Origin of the sequence: Limnohabitans sp. G3-2, from assembly GCF_002778275.1 — a bacterium.
Classification (GTDB): Bacteria; Pseudomonadota; Gammaproteobacteria; order Burkholderiales; family Burkholderiaceae_C; genus Limnohabitans_A.
In genome coordinates, this window is sequence record NZ_NESG01000002.1 from 422,232 (window position 1) to 437,712 (window position 15,481).

Consider the following 15,481-nt stretch of genomic DNA (forward strand, 5'->3'; position numbering starts at 1 on the left):
ATATGACCAAACTCAGATTGTCGGTCGCGATGGGCGACTATGACCGCACTCGCGCACTGCTCGATGGACGTGTGCAAATCGATGGTGTGGACCCTGTTTACATGACGCTGTACCCTGAGGAAATGTTTTTCAGGGCCATGCGAAGCCAGGACTTTGACATTTGTGAGTTGTCTTTTTCCAGTTACATGGTCAAGACGGCGCAAAACACATGTCCTTACGTGGCGATTCCCGTTTTCCTGTCGCGTGCATTTCGGCATACATCGATCTATGTTCGCAAGGACCGAATTCAAAAACCTGAAGATTTGAAAGGGCGTCGCATCGGTCTGCCCGAGTACCAGCTCAGCGCCCATGTTTGGGCGCGCGCCATTTTGCAAGATGACCATGGCGTGCATCCGGAAGACGTCACATGGGTGCGCGGCGGCATAGAAACACCCGGGAGGCCAGAAAAAATCGCTCTGAAACTGCCCCCAGGTGTTCGACTTGAAAATGCGCCTGAAGGTACAACGATTTCTGAATTGCTCGATCGGGGTGAGATCGATGGGTTCATGGCTCCCCGACCACCCAGCGCGCAAGCGTTGAGCAACCCGGCTGTAGGCTGGCTTTACGATGACCCCACCGCAGCTGCCAAAGATTACTTCAAGCGCACAGGAATTTTTCCCATCATGCACGTTGTGGGGGTTCGCAAAACTTTATGCGAACAGCACCCATGGCTGCCCATGGCCGTTTTCAAGGCTTTCAACCAAGCCAAAGGCGCGGCGCTGGAGGCCTTGTCGGATACGTCAGCGACCAAAGTGACCTTGCCCTTTGTGGAGGAGCAGCTCAAGGCGGCGCGGGAAACCATGGGGCAGGATTTCTGGTCTTATGGTGTGGGTGCCAACCGTGCCACGCTGGACGCATTTTTGCGTCACCACCATGCGCAAGGTCTTTCTCAAAAACGGATGCAGATCGAAGAGATTTTTCACCCCGCAACCTACGAGACTTACGCCATTTAAAGAGGTGCCAACGGGTTGTCCGTGGATTCGGACAACAACGGGTCATGCGCCAGATTTTCCAGCATGCTGAGCAGGACACGCCGTGTAGAAGCCACATGGCGTTCGCTCAACTCACCCACACTGATGCGGTTAACGTCCTCGGCCAAAGGGACGAGGACTTTTTCCAATGCACGCCCTGACTCGGTGAGAAAAACGTGCATGTTTTTGCGGTTGCCATCGAGCTGACGTCGCTCCACCATGCCCATGTCCTGCATGGCGCGGACGGCGGTCAAGGTGGTGGGCTCCATGACCCCGGCCAAATGACTGAGTTCACGCTGGGTCAGGCCATCTTGGAGCCACAAAATACGCAAAAAAGTCCAGTGGCCAAAAGAGACGCCATGGGCGGTCAGTCGAACATGCAATGAGCGCATTTGGGCACGGCTGACATCCCTGATCAAGTGGGCCAGGCGGTCATCGGGAACGGCCTCTCTCCAATGGCGAAGCATGTGCGGAAGGGGGGCAACTCTGGACGTCATGTGCGGGGCGTTGGGGTTTGGGCGCGAAGAATGATATCTTGCCCGAGGGCAGACGATTGAAGCAAAGCCAGGCAGACCTCCATCGTGGCCATGGACCACTGGCCATCGTGCTGGGGCGCTTGACCCAAGCGGGCAGCTGCCCAGATTTCATCGACCACTTCCTGCCGAGCCACGGTGGGCGGTGCCAAGCCATGAAGTTCAGCACCGCTGGCGTCCATGACCAGCACGCCGTTGGGCAGCAGTTGCAGGTCAGCGCTTTCGCAGCTGACAATCACAGGACCAAAATGTTGGTAATGGGCCGGTGCCACGGTGTCGATTCCCGCGTAGTCACGTCCGCCAAAGTTGCGTTCTGCCTTGGCCTGAGCTTCGGCGGTCTCGTCTTGCATTTGTGCATGTTTGCGGCGTGTGGCGCTGTGTGCTTGGGGTGACTTGGGCGTGCCCAGTTCACCCACCCCATTCATCCACACATCGGTATCGAAAAAGCCATAGCCACTGTAGGTGAGGTTGGCCCACACGCCATCGTCAAAGCTCAACAAGGCGCTGTAAGCGCCTTCCGTGGGTCGCCCTGCATCCCAGGAGCCGGTGATGGCCCTGACAGCCCGTGCGGGGGTGCCGGCCAATAAGCGCACCACATCCACCTGATGAGCCGCCTGGCTGAAGACCACACCGCCCCCCAATGCGGTCTGCAGTTCTTCAGGTCGGCGTGGGCGGTAAAGAAAGTCGGTGTATTGCAGCGCCTGGATCATGCGAACCCGACCCCATTGGCCGCTGGCAATGAGTTGCTGCGCTAAACGAACAGGGGCATCAAAACTGTGGCTGTGCCCGATGACTAGGTGGGTGCCTGCTTGTTGGCAAGCCTTGATCATCGCCTCGCAATCGGCCATGTTCAAGGCCATGGGTTTTTCTACCAAAACATGCTTGCCGTAGCGCGCGGCCAGCAGGACATGCTCGACATGCATGGCATGTGGTGAAGCGATGTAAACCCATTCAACGTCCGGGTGGGCGCAAACTTCCGCAGGCAGTTGACATGCCACGCCGCCCAAGGTTTCCTCAAAGGCCAAACAGGCCGAGGGCCGAGGGTCATGAGCGGCGATGAGACGTATGCGCGGGTCGGCTGTCCAAGTTGGCAGCATCAACGTGAATGCACGACCCATGCCAATGACGCCGAGACCGATGGGATGGGTCATGCGTCGAGCGTCAAGTGGTCAGAAAGGGCGCGGGAAACGCAGGGCATGATCCATTGTGCACGCTCTTCGGGCAGCAGGACGTGGTCGCGATGATCTGCTGTGCCTTCCAGCAAACGGGTTTTACAGGAGCCGCAGGTGCCACTTTCACAGGAAGCCGGCATGGCAATGCCGACAGAGCGTGCCGCTTGCAAAATGCTCAGCCCCGGTGGTACGGACACTTGTTGAGCGCTTTGTCGGAAGTTGACAGTGAATGGCGTGTCATTGACTTGGGCCGCTTGCTGAACGCCAAAGCTTTCAAAATGCACGGCGTTGGAAGGCCAGTGACCAGACATGTCCTTGACGGCGCTCATGAGTCCAGCAGGACCGCAGCAGTACAACTGCAGTCCCGTCAGACTGCCCGATTTTTCCAGGACAGGCCAAAGATCAAAGCCATGGTCAGGCTGGCCACCATCGTGGTGGCATACCAAATTCTGTGCAAAAGCTTCGTCCCGAAGCTCACTCAAAAATGCGGTGCTTTCTGGATCGCGCGTCAGGTAATAAAGTTTGAAGGGTTTGCCCCAGTGGGTCAGCGTTTTGGCCATCGCCAGCATAGGTGTGATGCCGATGCCCCCAGCGATCAAAACGTATTTTTGGGCCTGAGGGTCAAGAGGAAAATGGTTGAGTGGTTGGCCAACCTCCACCGTATCGCCAGCTTGCAGGCTATCGATCATGCTGATCGAACCGCCACGTCCACCCGCTTCGCGCTTCACTGCAATTTGGTAGCGGTGTGTTTCCTCGGGGTCGTTGCAAAGCGAATAGGCGCGCATGCTGCCATTCGGGGTTTGCACAGGAATGTGAGCGCCTGCAGTGAAGGCGGGCAAAGGACCGCCGTCCATGTGCTGAAATTCGAAACGGTAAATATCTTTGGCAACGGCCGCTTTGCTGGCGACCTTGAGCGTCATGTTCATGTGTGCGTGATCAGGTTGATGAAATTGAAAAAGCGCTCGTCTCTCACGGGACAAGGTGGCGGTAAACCTTATTGACATGGACTTCCAGAGCCCTAAAATTATTATATTAGGTGGCTAAGCATTTGCAAGATGTGCAAACACCTGAAACTCAGCAATCCACACAACAGGAGACGATCATGCAACGCAGAACACTCACCGCACTGGTTTCAACGCTGGTGCTCGCCACCGCCCTGCCAACCTCGGTGCTGGCACAGACCTACCCCAGCAAACCCATCAAATTCATCGTGCCTTATGCGGCGGGTGGTTTGCCCGACACGGTTGCGCGAGTGGTGGCACAGCGATTGACCGAGCGACTGGGCCAATCGGTGGTGGTGGACAACAAGCCTGGCGGCAATGGGGTGGTGGCTTACCAGGCTTTGCTGCAAAGCACTCCTCAAGATGGACATGCCTTCATCGTCTCGGATGGGTCCATGCTCTCCATCACGCCGCTGCTCAACAAAAATGCCACCTACAAAGCCGGGGTGGATATCTTGCCCGTCTCGCTCATTGCGCGATCGCCCCTTTTTATCGTGGCGCACCCGAAAACAGGGGTCAATAATTTCCAGGATTTTCTCAATCTCGTCAAAAGCAAGCCCGGCAATTTCACGTACGGATCTTCTGGCATCGGCAGCACGCACCACTTGACGATGGAGGCCCTGAAAGCGGCGATGAAAATTGATGTTCGTCACATTCCTTTTAGGGGATCGGGACAATCCACGCCGGCATTGGTCGGTGGTCAAGTCGATTTTTCAGTAGCCGCTTTGCCCTCCATGCAAGGATTTGCGAAAAACGGACAGGTCAGCATCCTGGCCAGCAATGCCGCCACCCGCTCCACACAAGCACCGGACATTCCGGCGATTGCCGAAACTGTTCCTGGTTTTGACTTCTCCGTCATCATTGGTGTCATGGCGGCTGCTGGCACACCGGCCAATGCCATCCAGAAAATCAGCCAGGAAATTGCAGAAGTCGTCAAACATCCTGAGCTGGTCAAAACATTCCAGGCTGCGGTCATCGATCCAGTGGGCTCCGATCCGAGAACTTATGGACTGGCCATCACGAAAGAGAACGAAGCCATGGCTCGTGCAGCCAAAGTTGCTGACTTGAAGGCAGAGTGATCTCTCTTGCACTGGCGGTTCCCGCCGCCCTGATGTTTGTGGCTGGCGGGGTCGTCAAAGGTACCTTGGGTGTCGGGCTGCCCTTGTTGGTCGTGCCCTTGTTGACCCTCATCTTGCCGGCTTCACAGGCCATGGGACTTCTCGTGATGCCGGTGCTGGTTTCCAATGTTTACCAGGCGCTCCAAGGCGGTTTGTGGCGCATCTCTGTTCGCCGATTCGGGACATTGATGGCGGCGCAGGCCGCCACCACTTTGCTGGCCATCTACTGGAGCATCGGTTGGTCAGGCAAATCATTGGACAGAGCCATGGGCTTGACGGTCTTGGTGGCTGTGGCCGTGATGATTGTGCAACCCAAAGGAACGATTTCTTCGGCGCAGGAAAAATGGCTGGGACCCCTGGTAGGTGCATTGGCCGGTGCCATGGCGGGCATGTCTTCACTGACAGGGCCCTTGCTCATCACCTACATGATGGCGTTGAGACTGCCGCGAGACGTTTTTGTGGGCAGCATCAGTGTGGTGTATTTGTTGGGCGCCTTGCCAATGTATGCAGGCATGCTGTGGTGGGGGCGCTTTGGGTGGTCAGAGGTGGGTTGGTCGACTCTGGCGCTGTTGCCCGTTTATGCCGGGCTGTTGATGGGCACCAGATTGCGGGAACGCCTCAATGAAAAGCAGTTCAGGCTGTTGCTCTTGGCCTTGTTGCTGTTTCTGGGTACATTGCTGATGGTGCGTTGATGGACATCAGCTGAACCAGCGGTCTTTCGAGAGAACACAGGGCACTTCATGGTTGCTTTGGGCGTAACCGTCAAAGTCCTGCCCTTTGTCATCAATCCGAGCCAAGGGGTCTTTGGATGGGTCTATGACCGCACCAACGCGCAGCAACACAAGCGGCTCAGGCCCGTTTGCCACAAATCGGTACAGCACACCCCGCGGCAAGACGACACCCTCGTGCAAGTTCACCACGCGGAATTCGTCGCCAGGACCATAAAAAGTTGCGCTGCCTTGCATGACCACAAACATGTGGTCTTCATTGGTGTGTGCGTGCAACTCGTTTTCGCCGCCGCTGGCGTAGGTCTTGAGCACCACATTGAGTTGGCTGCTTGCGGCCATGACCTGGTTGGTGCGTCCTTGTTCGGGTAACTGAGCCCGGAGAGCAAAAAACCCGGGTTTGTCATGCACAGCCAGGCGCGCCATGGCGTTGCGCCATGCCAGACTGCTAAGGGCTATTTCGGGCGTGCTGTCATGGTTCATGGGGTGCTTTCGTCAGGGTCTGGATCCACGCAAGGAAACATTGATGTTCTTGATTTGGGTGAATTCATGGAGTTCTTGAAAAGACTCTTCACGCCCCAAACCGGACTGCTTGTAACCGCCAAATGATGCCCCGGGCAAGTGGATCGAGGCATCGTTGATCCACACATAGCCCGCCTGGATCCGCATCGCTGCACGGTGCGCTGTCACCAGATCGCGTGTCCAGACCGACGCTGTCAGTCCCATCGACAAACCGTTGACAATGTTCAACATGTCCTCTTCGTCTCGCCAGCGCATCACACCCAAGACCGGGCCAAAAACCTCTTCCTGGGCGAGCCGGTGGTGCGGCTGAACATCCTTGAACACCGTGGGTTCAATGAAAAATCCCCGTGCCAAGTTGGTAGGTCGGCCACCACCTGTGACGAGCTTTGCACCTTCGGCATGGGCGGTGCGGATGTAATCCATTGAGCGATCGAATTGGACCTGGTTGACCAACGCACCCATGGTGGTGTTCATGTGGGTGGCGACACCTGGGATGTGACGTGAAGGCAAAAGGCTGGCGAGCGAATCTATGAAGGCATCGTAGAGGCTTTCGTGGATCAGCAAACGGCTGGTAGAGCCGCAAGACTGGCCACACCATGTGAAATTCATGCCACGAACAGCGCCATCGACCGCCGCTTGAAAATCAGCATCGGGATACACCACCATTGCATTTTTCCCACCCAACTCCAGGAGAGTTCTTTTCATGTTCCCCGCAGAGGCTCGCAACACGGCCTGTCCAGCAGGGATGCTCCCGATCAAACCCACAGCAGCCACGAGGGGGTGTGATGCCAAGGCTTCGCCAGCTTCACGCCCTCCTGTGACTGTGTTGAGCACGCCTGGCGGGAAAACCGGAGCTAGCAACTCCATCAATCGCAGTGTCGACAAAGGTGCTTGTTCTGGCGGTTTCAAAACGACGGTGTTGCCAGCAGCAAGTGGTGCAGCTATCTTGCCCGCAGCGAACATGAAAGGGTGATTGAAAGGAAAGATGCGGCCGACCACGCCCAAGGGTTCTCGGAGGGAATAATTGAGCGATCCATTGCCAGTGGGCAAGGTCTCGCCCTTGTTTTCAAGCACCAGGCCAGCAAAGTAATCCAATTGAAATGCCGCGATTTCGGCGTCCATTTGCATGGCTTTGACCGGATTGCCGCAGTCGGCCGCATCCAGCAGCGCCAGTTCCAGGGCGTGGTCACGTACGATGCTGGCCGCCAAACGAAGTCGTTGAGCCCGCTCCAACGGCGGGGTGCTGGCCCATGACGGAAATGCACGGTGTGCAGACTGAACTGCCGCATCGATTTCGGCACTTCCGCCCCGTGCAAATTCACCCAAGGGCAATTCCGTGCTGGGGTTGTGACTGACAAGGTTTGGACCGCCCGCATGCCAGGCTCCTCCCCAGAAATGGCGAGCTTGAGCAGGCAATGTGCTGCTGACAAGTGATGAGAGGTCGGCCGATGCCAATTCCTCTGCTGTGAAGTGCCCCAAATGCGATTTGAATGCGCTCATCATTTCAATTCCTGTAATCGCGTGTCATGCCTTGAGTCATGGCGGGTGCATAACCCGTCATGACGTGAACATCCAGCACAACGGCTTGGCCAGATCTGACCTGTTCAATTGCTTGGCGCAAAGCTTGATCTAACTCGGCTGCACTTTTCAGCGGACCCATCCCGATCAGTCCTTGTGCCTTGGCCATCAGGGCCAGATCGGGTGCCGGGTCATCGATGCGCTGCCCGATCCATCGGTTGGCAACCGGGCGATCGCGTTCGATGGCGACACGTTCCTGGTGCAGCTCATCGTTGAAAAAAGATCGGTTGTTCACCACGATGATCAGCAATGGAAGTTGAGCGTTGGCAGCCGTCCACAAAGCGGTGACACCCATCATGAAATCACCATCACCAATGATGGCGATGGGTAATCGGTCTGCGCCTTTGAGCGCAAGCGCGCCGCCGACTGCCATGCCCGGCCCAGAGCCAATGCCGCCCCCACCGTCGTAACCCAAAAAATCCAACGGACTGGAAAAATCCCAAAGATCGCCACTCCAACTCAGCGGCAAACGCAGCAAACAAATCTCATGGGGCTCGACATGCTGACGCAAAACATGCGCAACATCGGCAACCTTGAGCGCCTGATCGGGCGCCAGTGCTGCTGGTTTCGTGAGGGGCTGAGCGTGTCCAATCGCAGCAGTCTTGCCTTTGGGAAGCAACAGGTTCAGCGCATTTACAAAGGGCTCCGGTTCACATCCCAAATGTAAATCAGTGGGGGGCAAGGATTGATGGTCCATGCTCCAGCCATTGTGGAGTTGGTGGTCCATAGAGACTTGAATAATTCGAGCAGATACGGCCTCGTTCACCCAAGCCTGTTTGAGTGTGCCGCCCAAGTCCAGCCAGTCGAGTGAGATGACCAGATCGGCTTGTCGAAGGACTTGTGCACTGGCCGCAGACAAAAACATACCAGCCGGCCCAGCATGCAGAGGGTGTTGCGTCGGAAATGCTGCGCCTACCTTGAGGTCCGTGATCACGCGAGCGCCAAGGGATTCGGCCAATTGAATACGCGCATCCCAACCTGTCTGACTGCGAGAGACTCGGCCAGCCAAAATCACTGGGTGTCGGCATTCTTGCAACCATTGCTGAACAAGTGACATGTCCTCTGGCGCAGGGGCTGCCGGCTGTGGAGGCCGATAACGGGCGACATTTGGGACCTCCGGTCTGCTCTCCAGGCGCGACTCCTGTAATGCCGCATCAAAGCAAACATACACGGGGCCACGGGGTGCAGTATCGGCAATTTTGTGTGCCCGCAAAATCGCTTCTTGGGCGGCCGCAATCGATGCGGGTTGTGCGTCCCATTTGATGAAGTGACGTACCAGCGCCGCTTGATCTTGCGCAGTGTGCAACCAGTCAATCCACGGTCTTCGGCGAGCTGCATCCACCGGCCCTGTGGCACCGAGTACCAGAACTGGAACGCGGTCAGCCCAGGCGTCAAAAATGGCCATGGAGCCATGCATGAGTCCGACATTGCTATGTAAGATGGCGGCCAGCGGACGACCGGTGATCTTGGTGTAGCCGTGCGCAATGGCGACCGCGTGCTCTTCGTGCAAAACCATCAACATCTGAGGCCGGGTATTGCCCAGATGGTTAACGAGACTGTCGTGCAGTCCGCGGAAGCTGGCTCCAGGATTGAGCAAAACATAGGGTATGTCGAGGGCTCGCAAAACATCGGCAATGGCATCGCTGCCCCAAACCTTCTCACTCGGAGAAGAGGGAACAGGAACATCGCGGCGAGGCAAATGGGGCTTTGTCAAAAAGTTCTCCAGAATGATCAATCAACTTTTATGCCGGCTGTCCGGATGATGTCACCCCAGCGCTTGAGATCTTCAAGACCGCGTTGGCGCATTTGATCCGGGCTGCTTACCATCGCATCAATCCCTTGCGCTTGCAACTTGCCGATCACATCGGCCGATGCCATGGCCTTGCGAATGGCCTGATTGATTTGTTCAATGATGGCCGGTGGCGTGCCAGCAGGGGCGGCTAAGCCCAACCAAATTTCACTCTCATAGCCGGGCACGCCGGCCTCGTCAAGCGTGGGGACATCCGGCATTTGCACCAAGCGTTTTCGCGTGGTGACGCCCAAGGCCTTGAGTTTGCCAGCCCGGATGTGAGGGATCAGTTGATTGACTACGCCGACGGTGACTTGAACTTGCCCGGCCAGGAGATCATTGACGGCAGGTGCTGCGCCTCTGTAAGGGATGTGCGTCAAGCTGGTTTTGGTCATGGCTTTGAACATTTCAGCTGACATGTGTTGCGGGCTGCCATTGCCGCTCGACGCGTAATTCAGACGACCCGGGCCCTTGCGTGCCAAATCGATCAGCTCTCGCACATTGTTGGCCTGCACGCTGGGGTGCACAACCAAAGCCAAGGCTGTGGTGCCAAGCAAGGAAATGGGCGCAAAGTCCTTTTGTGGATCGAATGGCATGTTGGCGATGAGACCCGGATTCATCGAGACGATGTTGATGTTGGTCAGCAACAGTGAGTGACCATCAGGTGCCGACTTGGCAATGTCCGATGCGCCGATGTTGCCCGCTGCGCCAGGTTTGTTTTCAACCACCACGGGCTGTCCCCATGCCTCCTGAAGTTGTTGAGCCAGCAGTCGCGCAATGACATCGTTGCTGCCCCCCGTGGTGTATGGGACCACGATGCGAACCGGTCTTTGCGGAAAGCTGCTGTTTTGGGCCATGGCTGGCAAAGACATGGCCGCAGCGACCAACCCAATGATTTGACGCCGGTTGGGCTGTTTACCTTGGATATTTTTCATTTGCTTGTCTCCTTTGATGGGTCAGGACTTGGGAAACCTCATGGTTGAGGCACACCGTTGCATACTAGGGATAAAAAATAAGTTGATCAATCTTGATTCATCGATCAATGTAAGAGGAGCCCATCTTGAAACTTCAAGACACTCATGTGGAGCTCGGCGTGTGGATGCCTTCTTATATGTCACGCGATTACGTCGACGCCAAGCAAGCGACCTTGTGGCTGGGGATAAGGCTTCCAACACTTTATGCCTACGTCAGCCGCGGGCTGATTCGCAGCGTGTCCATTGCTGGTCAGCGACAGCGTTTGTACTTGCGTGAAGATCTTGAGAGGCTGCGCACCAAAGCACAGGCGCATGCCGGTCACAGTGCCATTGCGGCCTCGGCTCTGAATCTGGGTCAGCCCATCATTCCTACGCAAATCACGGAAATCACCAGCGAAGGTCCCAGTTACCGAGGCAAGCTCGCCATAGACTTGGTTAAGCACGACGCCAGTTTTGAACAGGTGACAGAACTCTTGTGGACGGGCATGTGGCATGCGCAGCCATTTTGTTGGGAAGCCTATCCCGAGTCGTCCACGATGCAGCGTTTGCTGGATCGTGTGCCAGAGCGTGCAATCCAGCATCAAATGGTTGAAATTTTTGCTTCTGTGGTGATGCATTTGGCCTTGGGCCGTGGCGCTATTGAAAAGCGGTTGGTGTCAGGTAGTTTGTTGCACTCAGCCCGTGAAATCTTGCTGGCACTCGCGGGCTGCATGGGTCTTTTGGGGCCTAAAAAACGGTATGTACAGGCTCGAGGTGGGATTGCTTTCGCCGAGGTTGTCTTGCAGGCATTGGGGGCGCCACCTAGCCCCGAAAACATCCGCACGATGAATGCCATATTGGTGTTGATGGCAGACCATGAATTGTCCCCAGGGACCTTGTCAGCCCGAGTGGCGGCTTCCAGCGGGGCTTCGGTACACAGTTGTGTAGCGGCGGCCATGTCAGTCAGTTCAGGCACCGAAGTGGCATTGATCTACAACAGCATTGGCCAATTTGTGAAAAGTGCAACATCGGTTTCGGCACTGCTGGGCAAAACGCAAGAACTCGTGGAAAGCGGGCAACGTGTGCCGGGGTTTGACCATCCGTTGTATCCGAACGGCGATCCGCGTGCCCGTTGTTTGCTGGACTTGATCAAAACCCGAGGACGGTTGACTGGGAGGGCATCCAAATTGGTGGCATTGGCTGATTTCATGGCGCAGCGCTACGCTTTGCACCCTAGGCACGAGTGTGCTTTGCTGGCACTGTGCGACAGCATGGCCATTCATGAAAGTGCAGCATCTGCCTTGTTTGCTTTGGGCCGTGTAGCCGGGTGGGTGGCACACGTTCAAGAACAAAGGCTTTCAACGACCTTGATCAGACCCAGAGCCAAATTCACGACAACGGGTACAGCTGGGATGATTGAGCCTTGATTCACCAGGTTACGGTATGAAAGCGTTACCAACGATTCAGCTTGATCACTTCGCCATTGAGCAATGCCCGCCACTCGTGGCTTGGCCCGATCCAGCCGCAATCAAGGGCGGTTCGTTGCGCAGGTCCACCGCGTCGGAGGCTTGAAAGTCCCAAGCCAAAAACGCGCAGAGCGCCAGCCAGAAAACCACTTGCCGTTTGTGCGTTGTGTTCATGTGGCTTCCCTCAAAACTGGTAGTGGCGGCGCACGCGCACGCCAATCAAGGTGCCCGCAAAGGCCAAAGGCACCCACAGCCAGCCGTGCAAGCTGCCGGTGGAGATGCCGCTGAGCATGGCGCCGATGTTGCAGCCAAAGGCCAGGCGCGAGCTGTAGCCCATGATGAAACCGGCCACCAGTCCAACCACCCACTGCTGTGTGGTCAGGGGCTTGCTGCTGGTCGGGGCCTTGGCCGAGACCCACAGCGCACCGCCCAGAATGCCGATGTTGGTGATGGTGGTCACGTCCATGAACACGGTTTGGGTCAGGCGCTGTGCGTTGCCCGCCTGGCCCCAAAACGCGTTGGCCGTGGGGTCAAACGCGCCCAGCGCCACCGAGATCTTGGCCGCCCACAGGCCAAAGCCGTACACCACGCCCCAAGGCTGACCGGCCAGCAACAAGTTCAAAGTCGCCAACACGGCGAGCGCTACAGCCCCCCAGACCCAGCGTTTGTCGAACCAGCTTTGGCCCGCGCCCACCCACAGGCGCACGGCCACCAACACGGCGGCCAGCAGGGCCAGTGTCAAGGCCAAAGCGCCGCCTGTGCCCAGGCTGGCCGACAAGCTGACCGGGTCCATTTGGCCCAGAGACAACCAGCTGTCCAGGTGCACCGAACCGAGGAAGCTGCCCAAGGCGAACAGCGGCAAGATGCCCATGTTGAGCGGCACGCCCAGGCCCGCTTTGTACAAAGTGCCCGAGCCGCAGCCGTCGGCAATTTGCATGGTCAGCCCGAACACAAAGGCGCCCACCAGCAGGCTGACGCTGGGTGGCCCGAGGGCCGCGTGCAGTTCAGAAAACTGCCCCAGCAGCGGCAGCGCCGCCAAACTGGCCAAGGCCAGCAGCAGCACCTGCCCGGCCACGCCTTGCGGGTTTCGCTGCTCGATCAGCTGGCGCCAGCCGGTGGTGAAGCCAAAGCGGGCGGCCGCCAAAGCCGCGCCCATGCCCACGCCCACCAGCATCAGCACGGCTTGCCGGATGGACACGGACAGCGCCAAAAAGATGAAAAAGGCGGCCAACAAGGCCGCCAAAGGAAGGCGTTTCATGACCTGAATTTACTTGAAGGTTTTCTCGGCCCAGAACTTGGCGTCGATCAAGAGCTGCTTGGGGCGGCTGGGCACGTTGGCCATGGGCAGGCCGCTGGCGTCTTTGGACCACTCCACCATGGAGCCCGCATAGAGCTTCACGTTCTTTTGACCAAGGACTTCGGACATGGCGAACCAGTTGGTCGCAGCCCAGTGGCCGGTGTTGCAAAAGGACACGGTCTCTTTGGCCGGATCGATGGGGCTGGCAGCCGCCACTTTTTGGGCTTGCTCGGCGTTCACAAACGTGGAGGTGCCGGGGGCAAACCATTTGTCGTGCTCCACGTTCACCGCGCCTTGCAAGGTGCCGGGCACGCTGGCGGCCACATGGCGTGTTTCGCCCTTGAAAAATTCTGCTGGGCGGGCGTCGATCAAGGCGGCGTCACCGGCTTTCACGCGGGCCACCAGCTCTTCCTTGGTGGCGACCAGGCTTTTGTCAATTTGCGGTTGGAAACTGCTGGCCACCGCTTTCACGGCTTGGTCGTTTTGCGGCAAACCGGCGGTGGTCCAGCCTTTCACGCCGCCGTTCAGCACCGACAGCTCTTTGAGGCCCAGCACTTTCAAGGTCCAGTAAACCCGGGCCGAGGCCCCAAAGTCGGTGGCATCTGCGCCGCTCGACACAATCACCGCGTGGGTGCTGGGGGACAGGCCCAGGCTTTGCACCAAGCTGGTCAGCTTGGGCAGTGCGGGCAATTCGCCGGGGTTGTTGGCCGGGCCGCGCCAAGTGCCGTAAGGCGCGTTGAGGGCGCCAGGGATGTGGTTGGCGGCATACGACTTGGGGTCGCGGATGTCGATCACGCGCACGTTGGCATCAGACAGTTTGGCCTGTAATTCGGCGGGACTGAGGAGCGGTTGGGCGGCGAAAGCGGATGCAGAGAAGGCGGTGGCTGAGAAGGCCAGAACCAGGGCAGAAATGCGTTTCATGGGGTCGTTCCTGAAAGTGATGAACACAAGATGGCGCGATTGTGTCCAGCCGCTACAGACATGGGAACGATTTTTTAGTTGGTTATATATGTCGATGTGGATATAAAGATGGGCGCAACCCGGATCAACGGCCGGATTGAAGGGCGAAGCGCTGCGCCGACCAAAGCGCCACAGTGCCCAACAAACTGGCCACCAGCAACCACCCCAGTGCCAGGTTGTAGCCGTGTTGCGGCGACCACAGCAGGCCCAGCGTCAGGGGTGCTGCCGCACGGGCCAAAGCGATCGGCAAGCCCAGCAAACCGTTGAGCTGGCCCACGTGCGCGCGGCTCACGTACTGGGCCATGGCCGTGCCTTTGACGATGGTGTTCATGCCATTGCCCAAGCCGTAGAGCAGCACAAACACCAATGCGGCCCAGGGTTGCAGGCCACCGATCAACAACACCAGCACACCCGCGGGGATCAGTGTTGGAATCCAGCGGTTGGCGGCATGGACATCCCAGTGGCGCTCAAACAGGAACAACACCAAACGCCCCAGCACCTGGATGACCCCAATGGCCGCCGGAATGCCAAGTACCCAGGCAGGGGGCAGTCCCGCCTCTTGCAGCAAGGCGATCATGTGCGCGGGCAGGGCCGATGTCACCGACATGGTCAGCACCATGAACAAGGCCAGCAGCCAAAAGGGCGCGTGGCGCAGGTGTTCGCGCACGGACAAGGCGCGATCCGGTTTTTCGGTGTGATCGATCTGCTCAATGGGCGTGCGATGGGCGGGGTTGGCAGGGCTGCCCGTGGCCCCTTGCAGCAGCCAAGCGTGCAAAGGTGCGCAGACCAACAGCTGCAGCCCGGCGAGCCCCCACAAGGCCATGCGCCAGCCCCACAGATCCATCCACCAAGCAAACAGGGGAATGAACACCGTGCTGGCCAGCCCGCCTAAAAACGTGAGCGTGATGATGGCGCGGCGAAAGTCTTGTGGAAAGCGGCGCGTGACCACCGCAAATACAGGGGTGTAAAGCGTGGCCGCCATGCCCAAACCCAGCCAAATCCAAGCGGCATAAAAACCCATGACCGAGTTCACAAAGCTGTGGGCCAGCAAGCCTGTGCCGATCCAAACCGAGCCCAGTGTCATCACCCGGCGTTCGTGACCGGCGTCAATCCACCGCCCCACCCAGTACGCCATCAGTCCTTCGGCCAACAAGGCCATGCTGAAAGCCAGTGAGGATTGCGCGCGTGACATGCCCAGCTCCGCCTCCAGCGGTGTCATGAGCAAAGAGAAGGTGTAAAAAACGCTGCCCCAGGTGATGAGCTGGGGCAGGGAGAGCCAGACACTGAAGTGTCCTAAGGCCAGGGGGTGTGTGCGGCGGGGAAAACGCATCCCCCATTATCGTGATGTCAAAACCAC

The 15,481-nt window shown here is 57.8% G+C and carries 15 protein-coding genes; 4 read left to right on the plus strand and 11 right to left on the minus strand.

Annotated elements, in window-relative coordinates; translation table 11 throughout:
• The first annotated feature begins 2 nt into the window (after positions 1 to 2).
• Entirely contained in the window at positions 3 to 992 is a 990-nt protein-coding gene (locus B9Z31_RS04105; RefSeq protein WP_100118275.1) for a PhnD/SsuA/transferrin family substrate-binding protein, read from the plus strand.
• Here B9Z31_RS04105 and B9Z31_RS04110 read toward each other — a convergent pair.
• The 3 genes from B9Z31_RS04110 to B9Z31_RS04120 form a co-directional block, all read right to left on the minus strand.
• The gene (locus B9Z31_RS04110; RefSeq protein WP_369804629.1) at positions 989 to 1,402 is read right to left on the minus strand and encodes a MarR family winged helix-turn-helix transcriptional regulator; all 414 of its coding nucleotides are present in this window, start codon (positions 1,400 to 1,402) and stop codon (positions 989 to 991) included. The genes B9Z31_RS04105 and B9Z31_RS04110 overlap by 4 nt on opposite strands.
• Before the next feature lie 101 nt (positions 1,403 to 1,503).
• Positions 1,504 to 2,694, minus strand: a complete 1,191-nt coding sequence (locus B9Z31_RS04115; protein WP_100118277.1) for a Gfo/Idh/MocA family protein — start codon at positions 2,692 to 2,694, stop codon at positions 1,504 to 1,506.
• Positions 2,691 to 3,635 carry a PDR/VanB family oxidoreductase gene (locus tag B9Z31_RS04120; protein WP_233200709.1) on the minus strand — a complete coding sequence of 315 codons (945 nt, stop codon included), beginning with the start codon at positions 3,633 to 3,635 and terminating at the stop codon, positions 2,691 to 2,693. Before B9Z31_RS04120 ends, B9Z31_RS04115 begins: the two co-directional genes overlap by 4 nt.
• Before the next feature lie 137 nt (positions 3,636 to 3,772).
• Between B9Z31_RS04120 and B9Z31_RS04125 the strand changes: the two genes are divergently transcribed.
• Both B9Z31_RS04125 and B9Z31_RS04130 read left to right on the plus strand, forming a co-directional pair.
• On the plus strand, positions 3,773 to 4,795 hold the full coding sequence (locus B9Z31_RS04125) for a tripartite tricarboxylate transporter substrate binding protein (RefSeq protein WP_233200725.1): 1,023 nt from the start codon (positions 3,773 to 3,775) through the stop codon (positions 4,793 to 4,795).
• Complete coding sequence (locus B9Z31_RS04130) at positions 4,792 to 5,526, plus strand: TSUP family transporter (RefSeq protein ID WP_143473809.1); 735 nt, start codon at positions 4,792 to 4,794, stop codon at positions 5,524 to 5,526. Before B9Z31_RS04125 ends, B9Z31_RS04130 begins: the two co-directional genes overlap by 4 nt.
• Before the next feature lie 6 nt (positions 5,527 to 5,532).
• Here the strand turns inward: B9Z31_RS04130 and B9Z31_RS04135 are convergent, their stop codons facing one another.
• From B9Z31_RS04135 to B9Z31_RS04150, 4 genes are read right to left on the minus strand one after another with little or no spacing between them, the layout of a single operon-like run.
• On the minus strand, positions 5,533 to 6,042 hold the full coding sequence (locus tag B9Z31_RS04135; protein ID WP_100118280.1) for a cupin domain-containing protein: 510 nt from the start codon (positions 6,040 to 6,042) through the stop codon (positions 5,533 to 5,535).
• Positions 6,043 to 6,054: 12 nt separating this feature from the next.
• A complete protein-coding gene (locus B9Z31_RS04140) occupies positions 6,055 to 7,581 on the minus strand; it encodes an aldehyde dehydrogenase family protein (protein ID WP_100118359.1) in 1,527 nt (508 codons plus the stop codon).
• A 4-nt stretch (positions 7,582 to 7,585) separates the two neighbouring features.
• Positions 7,586 to 9,394 carry a thiamine pyrophosphate-binding protein gene (locus B9Z31_RS04145; RefSeq protein WP_233200711.1) on the minus strand — a complete coding sequence of 603 codons (1,809 nt, stop codon included), beginning with the start codon at positions 9,392 to 9,394 and terminating at the stop codon, positions 7,586 to 7,588.
• Positions 9,391 to 10,383: a tripartite tricarboxylate transporter substrate binding protein gene (locus B9Z31_RS04150; RefSeq protein ID WP_233200713.1), complete on the minus strand. Its 993-nt coding sequence runs from the start codon at positions 10,381 to 10,383 to the stop codon at positions 9,391 to 9,393. The genes B9Z31_RS04145 and B9Z31_RS04150 overlap by 4 nt, the downstream gene beginning before the upstream one ends.
• 125 nt (positions 10,384 to 10,508) lie before the next feature.
• Here B9Z31_RS04150 and B9Z31_RS04155 point away from each other — a divergent pair, with 125 nt between their 5' ends.
• Positions 10,509 to 11,828: a citrate synthase gene (locus B9Z31_RS04155; RefSeq protein WP_143473810.1), complete on the plus strand. Its 1,320-nt coding sequence runs from the start codon at positions 10,509 to 10,511 to the stop codon at positions 11,826 to 11,828.
• A 45-nt stretch (positions 11,829 to 11,873) separates the two neighbouring features.
• Here the strand turns inward: B9Z31_RS04155 and B9Z31_RS15540 are convergent, their stop codons facing one another.
• From B9Z31_RS15540 to B9Z31_RS04170, 4 genes are all read right to left on the minus strand, one after another.
• Positions 11,874 to 12,041: a hypothetical protein gene (locus B9Z31_RS15540; RefSeq protein ID WP_199174430.1), complete on the minus strand. Its 168-nt coding sequence runs from the start codon at positions 12,039 to 12,041 to the stop codon at positions 11,874 to 11,876.
• 10 nt (positions 12,042 to 12,051) lie between these two features.
• On the minus strand, positions 12,052 to 13,125 hold the full coding sequence (locus tag B9Z31_RS04160) for a YeeE/YedE thiosulfate transporter family protein (protein WP_100118282.1): 1,074 nt from the start codon (positions 13,123 to 13,125) through the stop codon (positions 12,052 to 12,054).
• Positions 13,126 to 13,134: 9 nt separating this feature from the next.
• On the minus strand, positions 13,135 to 14,085 hold the full coding sequence (locus tag B9Z31_RS04165) for a sulfurtransferase (protein ID WP_100118283.1): 951 nt from the start codon (positions 14,083 to 14,085) through the stop codon (positions 13,135 to 13,137).
• Positions 14,086 to 14,209: 124 nt separating this feature from the next.
• Positions 14,210 to 15,454 carry an MFS transporter gene (locus tag B9Z31_RS04170; RefSeq protein ID WP_100118284.1) on the minus strand — a complete coding sequence of 415 codons (1,245 nt, stop codon included), beginning with the start codon at positions 15,452 to 15,454 and terminating at the stop codon, positions 14,210 to 14,212.
• Positions 15,455 to 15,481: the final 27 nt, after the last annotated feature.

What these genes read in the sequence shown, in the direction of transcription:
- B9Z31_RS04105 (WP_100118275.1), top strand. Translation starts at nt 3, where the DNA reads ATGACCAAACTCAGATTGTCGGTCGCGATGGGCGACTATGACCGCACT.
- B9Z31_RS04110 (WP_369804629.1), bottom strand. Translation starts at nt 1,402, where the DNA reads ATGCGCTCATTGCATGTTCGACTGACCGCCCATGGCGTCTCTTTTGGC.
- B9Z31_RS04115 (WP_100118277.1), bottom strand. Translation starts at nt 2,694, where the DNA reads ATGACCCATCCCATCGGTCTCGGCGTCATTGGCATGGGTCGTGCATTC.
- B9Z31_RS04120 (WP_233200709.1), bottom strand. Translation starts at nt 3,635, where the DNA reads ATGACGCTCAAGGTCGCCAGCAAAGCGGCCGTTGCCAAAGATATTTAC.
- B9Z31_RS04135 (WP_100118280.1), bottom strand. Translation starts at nt 6,042, where the DNA reads ATGAACCATGACAGCACGCCCGAAATAGCCCTTAGCAGTCTGGCATGG.
- B9Z31_RS04140 (WP_100118359.1), bottom strand. Translation starts at nt 7,581, where the DNA reads ATGAGCGCATTCAAATCGCATTTGGGGCACTTCACAGCAGAGGAATTG.
- B9Z31_RS04150 (WP_233200713.1), bottom strand. Translation starts at nt 10,383, where the DNA reads ATGAAAAATATCCAAGGTAAACAGCCCAACCGGCGTCAAATCATTGGG.
- B9Z31_RS15540 (WP_199174430.1), bottom strand. Translation starts at nt 12,041, where the DNA reads ATGAACACAACGCACAAACGGCAAGTGGTTTTCTGGCTGGCGCTCTGC.
- B9Z31_RS04160 (WP_100118282.1), bottom strand. Translation starts at nt 13,125, where the DNA reads ATGAAACGCCTTCCTTTGGCGGCCTTGTTGGCCGCCTTTTTCATCTTT.
- B9Z31_RS04165 (WP_100118283.1), bottom strand. Translation starts at nt 14,085, where the DNA reads ATGAAACGCATTTCTGCCCTGGTTCTGGCCTTCTCAGCCACCGCCTTC.
- B9Z31_RS04170 (WP_100118284.1), bottom strand. Translation starts at nt 15,454, where the DNA reads ATGCGTTTTCCCCGCCGCACACACCCCCTGGCCTTAGGACACTTCAGT.